The organism is Pantoea sp. X-Soil-ISGK-259 (genome assembly GCF_059730705.1).
The window spans coordinates 2,270,696-2,280,036 of sequence record NZ_AP035986.1 but is presented as its reverse complement, the minus strand read 5'-3'; the positions used below and the strand labels follow the sequence as shown (position 1 = coordinate 2,280,036).

At 50.4% G+C, this 9,341-nt stretch carries 19 protein-coding genes; 9 read left to right on the top strand and 10 right to left on the bottom strand.

Going from position 1 to position 9,341, the window contains the following annotated elements; translation table 11 throughout:
* Positions 1-18 precede the first annotated feature (18 nt).
* The 10 genes from AC6I77_RS10835 to AC6I77_RS10790 all read right to left on the bottom strand — a co-directional run bounded on the left by AC6I77_RS10835 (position 19) and on the right by AC6I77_RS10790 (position 5,068).
* Complete coding sequence (locus AC6I77_RS10835) at positions 19-411, bottom strand: single-stranded DNA-binding protein (RefSeq protein ID WP_497816919.1); 393 nt, start codon at positions 409-411, stop codon at positions 19-21.
* Positions 411-1,016 carry an ERF family protein gene (locus AC6I77_RS10830; RefSeq protein ID WP_497816918.1) on the bottom strand — a complete coding sequence of 202 codons (606 nt, stop codon included), beginning with the start codon at positions 1,014-1,016 and terminating at the stop codon, positions 411-413. The genes AC6I77_RS10835 and AC6I77_RS10830 overlap by 1 nt, the downstream gene beginning before the upstream one ends.
* Positions 1,017-1,192: 176 nt before the next feature.
* Positions 1,193-1,342, bottom strand: coding sequence for a hypothetical protein (locus AC6I77_RS10825; RefSeq protein WP_497816917.1), 150 nt, complete (start codon positions 1,340-1,342; stop codon positions 1,193-1,195).
* Positions 1,339-1,500, bottom strand: coding sequence for a hypothetical protein (locus AC6I77_RS10820; RefSeq protein ID WP_497816916.1), 162 nt, complete (start codon positions 1,498-1,500; stop codon positions 1,339-1,341). Before AC6I77_RS10820 ends, AC6I77_RS10825 begins: the two co-directional genes overlap by 4 nt.
* 151 nt (positions 1,501-1,651) lie before the next feature.
* Positions 1,652-1,888 (bottom strand): hypothetical protein, encoded by a 237-nt coding sequence (locus AC6I77_RS10815; RefSeq protein WP_497816915.1) that lies wholly within the window; start codon positions 1,886-1,888, stop codon positions 1,652-1,654.
* 18 nt (positions 1,889-1,906) lie between these two features.
* Positions 1,907-2,236, bottom strand: a complete 330-nt coding sequence (locus AC6I77_RS10810; protein ID WP_497816914.1) for an XkdD/Y8K6 family phage-associated protein — start codon at positions 2,234-2,236, stop codon at positions 1,907-1,909.
* Between the two features lie 113 nt (positions 2,237-2,349).
* Entirely contained in the window at positions 2,350-2,523 is a 174-nt protein-coding gene (locus AC6I77_RS10805; protein ID WP_497816913.1) for a hypothetical protein, read from the bottom strand.
* A gap of 1 nt (position 2,524) precedes the next feature.
* Positions 2,525-2,758 carry a transcriptional antitermination N peptide gene (locus tag AC6I77_RS10800; protein WP_497816912.1) on the bottom strand — a complete coding sequence of 78 codons (234 nt, stop codon included), beginning with the start codon at positions 2,756-2,758 and terminating at the stop codon, positions 2,525-2,527.
* 669 nt (positions 2,759-3,427) lie between these two features.
* The gene (locus AC6I77_RS10795; protein ID WP_497816911.1) at positions 3,428-4,216 is read right to left on the bottom strand and encodes a hypothetical protein; all 789 of its coding nucleotides are present in this window, start codon (positions 4,214-4,216) and stop codon (positions 3,428-3,430) included.
* A 141-nt stretch (positions 4,217-4,357) separates the two neighbouring features.
* Positions 4,358-5,068: a LexA family protein gene (locus AC6I77_RS10790; protein WP_497816910.1), complete on the bottom strand. Its 711-nt coding sequence runs from the start codon at positions 5,066-5,068 to the stop codon at positions 4,358-4,360.
* 105 nt (positions 5,069-5,173) lie between these two features.
* Between AC6I77_RS10790 and AC6I77_RS10785 the strand changes: the two genes are divergently transcribed.
* The 9 genes from AC6I77_RS10785 (at position 5,174) to AC6I77_RS10745 (ending at position 9,339) form a co-directional block, all read left to right on the top strand.
* Positions 5,174-5,362, top strand: a complete 189-nt coding sequence (locus AC6I77_RS10785) for a Cro/CI family transcriptional regulator (protein ID WP_078805206.1) — start codon at positions 5,174-5,176, stop codon at positions 5,360-5,362.
* A gap of 111 nt (positions 5,363-5,473) precedes the next feature.
* Positions 5,474-5,776, top strand: a complete 303-nt coding sequence (locus AC6I77_RS10780) for a CII family transcriptional regulator (protein WP_482906830.1) — start codon at positions 5,474-5,476, stop codon at positions 5,774-5,776.
* Between the two features lie 78 nt (positions 5,777-5,854).
* Entirely contained in the window at positions 5,855-6,736 is an 882-nt protein-coding gene (locus AC6I77_RS10775; protein WP_497816909.1) for a replication protein, read from the top strand.
* 3 nt (positions 6,737-6,739) lie between these two features.
* Entirely contained in the window at positions 6,740-7,621 is an 882-nt protein-coding gene (locus AC6I77_RS10770) for an ATP-binding protein (RefSeq protein WP_497816908.1), read from the top strand.
* Positions 7,618-7,875: a hypothetical protein gene (locus AC6I77_RS10765; RefSeq protein ID WP_497816907.1), complete on the top strand. Its 258-nt coding sequence runs from the start codon at positions 7,618-7,620 to the stop codon at positions 7,873-7,875. The genes AC6I77_RS10770 and AC6I77_RS10765 overlap by 4 nt, the downstream gene beginning before the upstream one ends.
* Positions 7,847-8,308, top strand: coding sequence for a recombination protein NinB (locus tag AC6I77_RS10760; RefSeq protein ID WP_427102736.1), 462 nt, complete (start codon positions 7,847-7,849; stop codon positions 8,306-8,308). Before AC6I77_RS10765 ends, AC6I77_RS10760 begins: the two co-directional genes overlap by 29 nt.
* Positions 8,305-8,862 carry a phage N-6-adenine-methyltransferase gene (locus tag AC6I77_RS10755; RefSeq protein ID WP_497816906.1) on the top strand — a complete coding sequence of 186 codons (558 nt, stop codon included), beginning with the start codon at positions 8,305-8,307 and terminating at the stop codon, positions 8,860-8,862. Before AC6I77_RS10760 ends, AC6I77_RS10755 begins: the two co-directional genes overlap by 4 nt.
* Positions 8,859-9,164, top strand: coding sequence for a hypothetical protein (locus AC6I77_RS10750; protein ID WP_497816905.1), 306 nt, complete (start codon positions 8,859-8,861; stop codon positions 9,162-9,164). The genes AC6I77_RS10755 and AC6I77_RS10750 overlap by 4 nt, the downstream gene beginning before the upstream one ends.
* Positions 9,145-9,339, top strand: a complete 195-nt coding sequence (locus AC6I77_RS10745; RefSeq protein WP_426608449.1) for a hypothetical protein — start codon at positions 9,145-9,147, stop codon at positions 9,337-9,339. The genes AC6I77_RS10750 and AC6I77_RS10745 overlap by 20 nt, the downstream gene beginning before the upstream one ends.
* The last annotated feature ends 2 nt before the right edge of the window (positions 9,340-9,341 follow it).

Sequence of the window (9,341 nt, the reverse complement as noted above, 5' to 3'; positions counted from 1 at the left end):
CCTTATTGGTGGGTTAAATCAGAATGGAATATCGGTGTCGTAATCAGGTTCGGTAGATTGACCACGCGATTGCTGCGGCCGACTCTGTTGCTGGCCGCTCTGCTTTGGTGGCAGGTCGATATCCCGCACCAGAATGGTTGGCATTGAAACTTTGGTACCGTCATCTTTCGTCCATTCTTCCAGAACGAACTCGCCAGTAACGGTGACTTTGGCTCCTTTCAGGATTGACGCCGACAGCTTCTCAGCCATGACTCCGAACATCTTGCATTGCAGCCAAGAGGTTTTCTCGTTATCGCCAAAGCCCGATTTGGCCGGCAAAGAGAATGAAGCTATGTGCTTTCCGTTTGGAGTAACACGCAGAACGGCATCCTTGCCGACGTTACCTGCGATTGTGATCGTGTTGATTGGCATTATGCTGTGGCTCCTTCAAGCTCTGATTTTTTAAGGTCGTAGACTTGCTTCGCTTTGGCCTGCTCCGGGGTTCCGTCCAGCGCCTGCCACGCTCTGGCGAATGATTGCTTCAATTCTTCCGGTGTTTTCTTGCTGAGTGCAGCTTCAGAGAAGGCGGCGAGAATGTCTGCGGGCTTAGGCTTTGGTTTCTGCTGCTGAGGTGCTGAGGCTGACTGCTGCCGGTGCTCGTTGGTGTCAGCATCCTTGGAGTCGTCGATGCCGAACAGACCATTCAGACAGTATTTGCGGGCGTATGAACTGGTCGCGCCGGTAATCTGAGCGTCATCCATGCCTTTTTTATCGACGGCCTCACGGGCCATTGCAGAGGCGCTGTGAGTAGTCTCGCCATCTGTTATGCTCGCTGTGGCTTTTACGTAATACCGATCGCCAATCAAAACGATTTCGTCAGAGATGGAAAGGAACAGGCCATTAAGCAGCGGCTTCACACCCTCGAGGATGTCTTCGCAGCTGCGGTAGTGGTATTTGCCGAAGCTGTTGTACTGACCCTTTGGCGCTTCCAGTGTGCGCTGTATCTCAGCCAGCCTGACGTAAAATTCCTTACTCACATATCACCTCAGAACGGGCATGGCCCGAGAAAATATCTACTGTTGAATCGCTCACACCACGCAAGATTCAGCGCGGCACGCATAGAATTGCGCATGCCATTGCGTCGATAATGCAGGGCGTTAAGAAACGTACTGGCGACGCTTTGCGTTACTTTCTTCGACGGTTGTTGCGAGGCTCATTTCTTTACTCCCGGACAAGCCATTTCGAATAGGGCGCGGATAAAGTCATAATCCTTCAGGCGCTCATGCTCAGCCTCTTCCCGACGCTGGCGCTCTAACTCTTCCTGCTGCTTCTGGTACTGCTCTACAGCTGCCGGTGCGTTCATGACTTACTCTCCTGAGCTACGACCTGCACAAGGCGGTCCCACAGCTGCTGCAGCCGGCTCTTTGGCTTCCACGACATAACGTCAGCGCCGGTGAGTTTGAAGTCGAACATGGTGTTTTTGGGGCAGCCCGATGCCGCCCCAGCAATTGCGAGTTGCATGGGGATACTCCGTTGAATGGGTTGGTGTAAAAAGAAGGGGCCATTGCGGCCCCCATAAGGATGAAACGTTCTGGTTATCTATCCTGCTGAAATCTCAGCGTTGGTGCGTAGCACCTCAAAGCCGTCTAAGCAGACAGCTTTACGGTGTCACTCAGCAGAAAAACGGAACACGGATATATTTCCTTTTCTTCAGAGGGAAGTAGAAATATCCATAATGAGAATCTTCATTCATGGTGCGCTGCTCGATGAGCACATAAGGCATTCCATGGATAGTTTCTTGCTGCCTTTCTAGTCCTGACTCATTCTTAAGCTCGACAATGCTCGGGAAATCCAGGGTGCAGTCATCGTAATAGTCAGCAACTCGCTTTATGAATTGAACCAGCTCCATTTCTCTCTCCTCTATCGGTTACTGGCCCAACGCCTTGGCAATGGCATCATTCGCTTTCATCAGCACACCTGACCCAATATCAAGAACAACCGTGCCATCATCATCAATATCACCGCGAACTTTTGCTCTTATGCGCAGGTCTTTGATGATTAGCTGAAGCGCCTCAAGAAGCTCAGGTGCTGCGGCTATCAGTTGCTGATTTGCCTCCTGAATTTCCACTTCAAGGAAGAACTCAACCCATGCTACCGGGAGCACCATTCCATATGATTGGTCATCTTCTTTACTAACCGGACCGACAGCTCTGCTAGTCTTATCTGCTACCCAGGGGCCTTTAGTGAACCTGCTCATACATTCCCTCCTGCTATAACCCCCAGCACCATCAGCACGCCAATGGCTATCCAGCCAATGCAATAATCACTGTCGCTTAACATGGTGCCTCCAGATGTGAAAAAGGCTGCGGGTTAGGCAGCCTCAGATTCAATGACTTGATGCTCCGCTACTTGCAGAGCGTGATACCTGGTGAAACCAGCGCCGATGAAATAGCTGATCTCCCCATCTCCGTGATCGATAACCGTATAAGCGTTTTCAATCGTCTCTTGCGTGCCGTTTTCGTACTTAATTTTCAGCGTTGCCATATCACCTCGCCGTTACGATGTCTTTTGAGTTGCGATAACCCGCTGCAAAAATAGCTATCTCCGGTAAGCACTGTGATGTGCTCTCATGCCTGTCACGCAGAGAAGGGGAGATAACTGCTTTCTCGATGCGGCTGATGTGCTGCTTTCCTGCAGTCTGCTCACGTTCAGCTGCACGTTTTGCCCTGCGGCGATTTCTGGCGTTATCAGAGGCCAGAATGGTCATTACGATTGTCATGGCTTCACCTATAGGTATTTTGCGTAGATGCGATGGCATTCTTTTTCAGCCATATCAATTGCTGAATCTAAGCTCTCAGCACGAGGCTCGGTGTTATTACCGAGGCCAAGAACCTTGAAACCATTAATTGAACGCTCAATCCGAACACCAAATTCAGCTAAGAGGCGACAGAGCCGCTTTTTCTGTTCAGAAACTGATACGACTAGACATAAGCACCTCCGGTAATTGGCTTAGGTGATTGGATGGCCAGTGCTCCTCGCCGTTCACGTGCGCTGGTTTTGCCACCGTTCAAGACGGATTTGTTATCCCGCGACTTCAGCCGACGCCGGGTACCCACTTCTTATCCCCAGCCATGCCTGCGCATTCATCCAATCCCAAAGCCAACTTCACTTTGGTTCCCCGCATTTCGGCGGAGACAAACCCCATCAATGTTAAAGAGCGACCCAACATCCTGTTGGTTACTGCGTCCTGCTGATGGGATAAAGAATACTCACAGTATTTAATTAAGTAAATACTCAAAGTATTTATTTTGGCTGTTGAATAGCCATGCTATTGAAATGATGAGTAATTTATTTTTGCGAAGTGGGATCTGCAGGCACAAAAAAGCCCGCTATTGAGCGGGCTCTTTAATGGTGCTGATGAAATTTTGGCTTACAGGCCGGATAGGTATTATGCTTTTTTTCTTTTTTCGATTTCAGCAACTTTTCTTCCAGCTTCTTTCAATCGCTGGATACGGTCATCATTCCAATCGATCTCGGAGCCGCCCATCGGGGCGTAAGCTCTCACCGAACCTGATTGTATCTTTCCAACGATCTGCGAGTGCTGAGGGTGTGCTTTAAGATCAATTGTCTGAACGTTATCAGAGTTGGCTGCATAAATTCCTGTGAATTTCATGAGTTTCCCCCTCTCTTTCATGGATTCCATAATACTATTGTAGCTCATTGTTTCATCCTGAAGGTTTGATTCCCCGGTACTGATGTTGCAATACTTAACATCACCACCAGAGTATGGATCGAAAACCTTAGCAACAGTAACGGCCGTCTTCACGCAGCCGCATTGTTGAAATGTATTGCCTGCAAATCCGCTTCCAGATCCAGTAAAAAGAGCATGTATATGCCTAGTTTCTGGATCCATTAAAAATTGTTTATGGCCAGCATCGAAAATTACTTCACCTTCAGATGATGCCACTACAACCGAAACCTTATACTTACCGTCTTGTTTCAGGTTTGGCAGTGCTTCCGGATCGAAAGGTTCAGCCATCCACCACTGCTTGAGTTGTTCTATGATCAAGCCGTCGCCTGCACAGAAGATAGCACCGCCAAGTCGGCATGCAATCTTGTTAAATCCCGTATCATCTACAAAAAGTATGTAGTCACCATCCATAAGTGACAGCTCAGCCGACCATCTTGTGTCGGAAGAAACAATGTTTTTGTCACAATCGTAAGCAGTGGTAGTCATCCGACAATAATCCTTTCTGAAGGTTCACGAACTTTACAGCAATCAAAAAAAACCACAAATCGATATTACTAATCGGTAAAAACCAATTTAACTTTAGTTTTTACACAAGCTGACATCAGTAGTTCCAAAACTCGCTAGGGATCAAACCAACCGCATCTTGGTTTCGATCGCCACACCCAGCACCTTACAGTTACCATTCACTGGCACCATAGGCCACTGTGGGTTCAGCCCCTTCAGGTACTTTTGGCTGCCATCGATGATGAGCTTCTTGAACGTAGCTTCGTTGTCGTCGGTCAACTTCGCCACGACCAGGCTGCCATTGATTGCTTCACGGCCAGTGTCGAACAGCACGAACGTTCCTGCTGGAATGCTCAGCCCGATCGGCGCAGTCATCGAATCGCCTTCCACCTGCAACCAGAAAGCCTCTCCTTGCGTATGTGCGTCAGATTCAAGCCACATATCGACATCCTTAATCGTATAGGGTTCACAGGCTTCATCCCATGCGCCAGCCTGAACCTTGCTTAAAACGGGGTAGCGGGCAGTCGGCTTGTGGTCTCTTGGATTAGAGACATTAGCGTCAACTGTGCTTGCGTAGCGGGAAACATCCTTGGCTAAGGTTGGGCTGATTTCAGAAACAGAGACATGCAGGAGCCGTGCTAACTCGGTCACTACCGGGACGTTGAGTGCTATACGACCATTCATGTAATGGCCGACCGCACCCTGAGAAATCCCCAGAGAGTCAGCGATTGTGTACTGAGTGATTTTTAATTCTTTCTTCTTCGACTCATACAAAGCCTTCAGGCGCGCAGCGTCTGCAAGCTGTTCTGTCGTCAGTGACTTTTTGTTTTCCATCAACTCATTCTAATACCGCAAGTAATCACATTCAAAATACCTAGGATATTTACTTTGATGAATACCCGTAGTATTCTTTGTTGTGTATCTTCAAGGAGTGAGCCTATGAACCGAATGACACTTGAGGACTACGCAAAAATTCATGGGCAGGCGAAAGCCGCTAAAGATTTTGGCGTTATCCAATGTGCAATCAGCAAGGCCATTCGGACGGGGCGACAGATTTTTGTGACCGTTCAGTCCGATGGAACCGTTAAGGGTGAGGAGTTAAAGCCTTTCCCGAGCATCAAGAAGTAAGCAACACCGCTCTTTAAAACTTTGACCCCGCTCCCACCGAAATGTCGGAGCAACCTCAAGTGACTTGCTCACCGCAATGTCGCGCAAGTTATTCAACTAAAGGAATTTTACATGATGGAAATTGCAAGCTATCGCAAAAAGGCAAGAGAGATTGAAAGTCAGTTACTGAACAAACTGGCTGAACGTGGACAGGGAACACTGGCGAAGGTGCTGGACCTGGACGACGCAGCTGTAAGCCGCATGAAGCGCCCATCAGGAAAGCAGCGTCACAGCTTCTTCCAGATGATGAGCCTGGCTCTGGCGTATCTGGATGTGGTGTCACCGGAGTCGGAAATGGCTCAGAGGTTGTTGCGTATTGAGCAGCTACTGACCAAAGAAAAGACCGAGATGAGCGGTAACTCATTCTCGGCCTGATAGATATTTGCGAACACAAATAACTGGAGAAAAGTATGCCAGGAAGAACTGGATATGTAAACAGTGGCGGGGTGCTTTATGAGTAATCTCGCTTACAGCAACGTTTCACCAATCAGGCCTGACACAGAGGCCGTGGAGCGCCGTGTGGTCGATACCGATAATGGGTTTACCAGAATCGCTAACGAACTAATGGAGGCTATCGCAAGCGCCGATTTAACAGCTCGTCAGTTGAAGCTCATGCTGGCTTACATCCGTAAAACGTACGGCTTCAACAAGAAATCAGATCGCATCGCAGATGAGCAGATTGCTCAGATTACTGGCCTGTCACGTCAGAACGTGAACAAGGCCAAGAAGGAGCTGATTTCTATGAAGTGTCTGATAGTCGAAGGGAGTCAAATCGGCGTTAACAAGGAGGTCTCAGCGTGGCAATTCAGCAAGTGTCTCCAAGTTAGCAACTTTGTCTCTAAGTCAGAGACTTCAAATGTCTCTAAGTTAGAGACTCCGGATATCTCTAAGTTAGAGACACACAAAAGACATTCTTCAAAAGACAAGAAAGACAATATTAATAAACCCCCTATAGTCCCCCAGCCCGAAGAAGTGAAACCGGCGGAAAAGCCAAAAGCAAAAACCTTCGATCCGATGGACGTCGCACTGCCCGAATGCGTTCCAGCAGAGCTATGGGCCTCATGGGTCTCATATCGCAGGGATATCAAGCAGGCAATCAAATCCAAACAGACCGTCACTCAGGCGCTCAACCTGTTAAGCCGGTGTCATGCGAATGGTCATTCGCCTGAAGAAATTATCAACAACAGCATCGCTAACGGCTGGACCGGCCTGTTTGAACCAAAACAGGCCAAGAGTCCCGTACGGCAGAATACAGGACCGGCGCGCGCCGTGGCTGAGCGGTTTAACGAGAAAGATTACGGTCACACTCAAATGCCCTCATGGGCGCAGGAGTAACTCATGAGCTACGAAAACCAGATTGCCAACGATACCCGTGAGAAGATCGCAAAGGTGCAGCGTCAACTCGAAGAGCTTGCTTCACCCCCTAAGCAGATTGAAAACACCGTTTTCGAATTCATTCAGGCAGTGTGTGACAAGCATGGAGCATTCGAGCAGCGATGCAGGAAGATGAGTATTGGCGTTGGTGGAAAGGAGATGATCACCAAGAGCGAGTGCAAAAAATGCCTGGAAGAGAAGCTTGCCAGACTGAAAAGCGATGAGGACAGTATCGCGCGCCGCCGCCGTGAAAGCGAAATTATGCGCCTGATGGGAAACCTGAACCTGCCACAGCGGTTTGCGCCTTCAACTCTGGATAACTACGAGCCAGCAAATCAGGACGCAGCGCGCTGCCTGAAGCTTTGCAAAGCTTACGCAGCCAAATGGGCCGACCGGCGCAAGCAGGGTGGCGGAATGGTCATGTGCGGCAAGCCTGGCACCGGTAAGAACCATCTTGCCCTGGCTATTGCTAAGCACGTCATCAACGAGCATCAGCACTCAGCCATGTTTACCACAGCTTTGCGTGTTGCCCGGGCTTACAAATCAACATGGGGTAAGAACGCGGAGCGTACAGAGTACGAGGTAATCAGCGCATACACCGATCCAGACCTTCTCATCATCGATGAGATTGGTGTGCAGTTCGGCAGCGAGGCTGAAAAGCTGATTCTGTTCGAGGTAATTAACACCCGGTATGAGCAGATGAAGCCAACGATTCTTATAAGCAACCTCCCCCTGGAAGAGCTTACTGCCTTCATCGGTGAGCGCGTAATTGACCGCATGAACGATGGCGGCGGCTGCACACTCGCTTTCACCTGGGAATCCTACCGCTCGCGAGGTGCCGCATGACACAGGTAACTCAACTGGTAATCACACCACCTCTGATGTGTCAGGCTCGCAACCTGCAGCTGGCAATCATCGACCTGGCTAAGAAGCGCGACCTGAAGCCTGAGCAGTTCCGGGCGCACCTGAATGCTATCGACATGCTGGCGCGTGAAGCGCATGACCTGATGGTTGATGCGGAAGATGAGCAGCATTCATCAAACCTCAATGAATTAAAGCGAGACAAACGCGATGGAGACTCAACGTTACCTGTTGCGTGACAGCAACATCCGACAGAACTGCATTACCGCCATCCAGCAACTCCCCGCCAATCCCGACAAGCCAGTCGAAATAGTCATTCAGGAACGCAAGCGCAGCTCAGACCAGAACCGGCGCATGTGGCCGCTGCTGCATGACCTGTCACGGCAGGTTGAGTGGTACGGACAGAAGTACACACCTGACGACTGGAAAGACCTCATTACCGCACTCGTAGCGAAATCCAAAAACGAACAGCAGCGCACCGCACCCGGTATCGGCGGCGGCGTCGTCATGTTCGGCTCGCGGACCAGCAAGATGCGCGTGAGCGAAATGGTTGAGGTGATTGAGGCGATTTACTGGTTCGGCACAGAGCAGAACGTGAAATTCAGCGGCGAAGCCCGGTTAGAAATCGAGTGGGCGCAGCGCTGGGGAAAAAATAACAGGAGCAAGACATGAGCGATTACACAGGAAGCAACACTCCGATCGACATTCGAAACCTCTGGCAAACCCCGCCAGAAATTGCTGCGGCACTGAACGATGAGTTTGGCTTCGTGCTGGATGTGGCCGCAAGCGACCAGAACCACCTTTATCCGAACTACTTCACTGAGCAGAACAGCGGGCTGACGCAGTCGTGGTCTGTTCCCGGCCTGAGCGGTTACTGCTGGTGCAATCCGCCATACAGCGACATCACGCCATGGGTACAGAAGGCGGCCGACCAGAACAGATATGGCTCGGTTGGCACTGTGATGCTCGTTCCAGCTGATATGTCTGTTGGATGGTTCCGCGAGGCCCTGCTGAGTGTGAGCGAGGTCAGAATCATTACCTGCGGGCGGCTGTCATTTGTCAGAGCAGACACAAAACAGCCGGTAAACGGCAATAACAAAGGTTCGATGCTTCTCATCTGGCGGCCCGCCCGATCGGCGGTGCCGGCGACCAACTCTGTAGAGCGTGACGCGCTGATGGCATACGGCCGCAAGCTCATTAACAACAAACTGGAGAGTGCAGCATGAGCAAATTAACCACTGCAATTCTGGATGTGCTGTCTGATGGCGAATGGCACACTTCAGAAGAAATCACCGACCGCGCCTGCGTGATGGCCTCAGCTAAGCGAAAAAACGTGGCTGTAGCCCTTCATGACATGACCGACAGCAACAAGATAAAACGCCAGCGGTTTGGCAATACCGACCACGATTACCAGTACCGCATGGGAACGGTAAACATGGGCTTTGGCCGCAGCTACAACATGGCGATGCTGGACAGCCTGCTGGCAACAGTAAGGGGTGCTCATGCGAATGACATGGTTCGTGCATGACCCTGTAGACACCGACACCGCCGCCGAACTCCTTTCCCGCTACGCCTCCCGCAATATCAAAACTCAGAAGACCCTCTCAGCAGACCCACGCCTCTGGCTGGTCAGTGCTCTGCTGCCTGAGTTCCGGGAAGAGCCAAAGCCGAGCCGTCAGTATAAAAACCCAATGTGGAGCTGAAG

What these genes read in the sequence shown, in the direction of transcription:
- AC6I77_RS10835 (WP_497816919.1), bottom strand. Translation starts at nt 411, where the DNA reads ATGCCAATCAACACGATCACAATCGCAGGTAACGTCGGCAAGGATGCC.
- AC6I77_RS10825 (WP_497816917.1), bottom strand. Translation starts at nt 1,342, where the DNA reads ATGAACGCACCGGCAGCTGTAGAGCAGTACCAGAAGCAGCAGGAAGAG.
- AC6I77_RS10820 (WP_497816916.1), bottom strand. Translation starts at nt 1,500, where the DNA reads ATGCAACTCGCAATTGCTGGGGCGGCATCGGGCTGCCCCAAAAACACC.
- AC6I77_RS10815 (WP_497816915.1), bottom strand. Translation starts at nt 1,888, where the DNA reads ATGGAGCTGGTTCAATTCATAAAGCGAGTTGCTGACTATTACGATGAC.
- AC6I77_RS10810 (WP_497816914.1), bottom strand. Translation starts at nt 2,236, where the DNA reads ATGAGCAGGTTCACTAAAGGCCCCTGGGTAGCAGATAAGACTAGCAGA.
- AC6I77_RS10805 (WP_497816913.1), bottom strand. Translation starts at nt 2,523, where the DNA reads ATGGCAACGCTGAAAATTAAGTACGAAAACGGCACGCAAGAGACGATT.
- AC6I77_RS10800 (WP_497816912.1), bottom strand. Translation starts at nt 2,758, where the DNA reads ATGACAATCGTAATGACCATTCTGGCCTCTGATAACGCCAGAAATCGC.
- AC6I77_RS10795 (WP_497816911.1), bottom strand. Translation starts at nt 4,216, where the DNA reads ATGACTACCACTGCTTACGATTGTGACAAAAACATTGTTTCTTCCGAC.
- AC6I77_RS10790 (WP_497816910.1), bottom strand. Translation starts at nt 5,068, where the DNA reads ATGGAAAACAAAAAGTCACTGACGACAGAACAGCTTGCAGACGCTGCG.
- AC6I77_RS10785 (WP_078805206.1), top strand. Translation starts at nt 5,174, where the DNA reads ATGAACCGAATGACACTTGAGGACTACGCAAAAATTCATGGGCAGGCG.
- AC6I77_RS10780 (WP_482906830.1), top strand. Translation starts at nt 5,474, where the DNA reads ATGATGGAAATTGCAAGCTATCGCAAAAAGGCAAGAGAGATTGAAAGT.
- AC6I77_RS10775 (WP_497816909.1), top strand. Translation starts at nt 5,855, where the DNA reads ATGAGTAATCTCGCTTACAGCAACGTTTCACCAATCAGGCCTGACACA.
- AC6I77_RS10770 (WP_497816908.1), top strand. Translation starts at nt 6,740, where the DNA reads ATGAGCTACGAAAACCAGATTGCCAACGATACCCGTGAGAAGATCGCA.
- AC6I77_RS10765 (WP_497816907.1), top strand. Translation starts at nt 7,618, where the DNA reads ATGACACAGGTAACTCAACTGGTAATCACACCACCTCTGATGTGTCAG.
- AC6I77_RS10760 (WP_427102736.1), top strand. Translation starts at nt 7,847, where the DNA reads ATGGAGACTCAACGTTACCTGTTGCGTGACAGCAACATCCGACAGAAC.
- AC6I77_RS10755 (WP_497816906.1), top strand. Translation starts at nt 8,305, where the DNA reads ATGAGCGATTACACAGGAAGCAACACTCCGATCGACATTCGAAACCTC.
- AC6I77_RS10750 (WP_497816905.1), top strand. Translation starts at nt 8,859, where the DNA reads ATGAGCAAATTAACCACTGCAATTCTGGATGTGCTGTCTGATGGCGAA.
- AC6I77_RS10745 (WP_426608449.1), top strand. Translation starts at nt 9,145, where the DNA reads ATGACATGGTTCGTGCATGACCCTGTAGACACCGACACCGCCGCCGAA.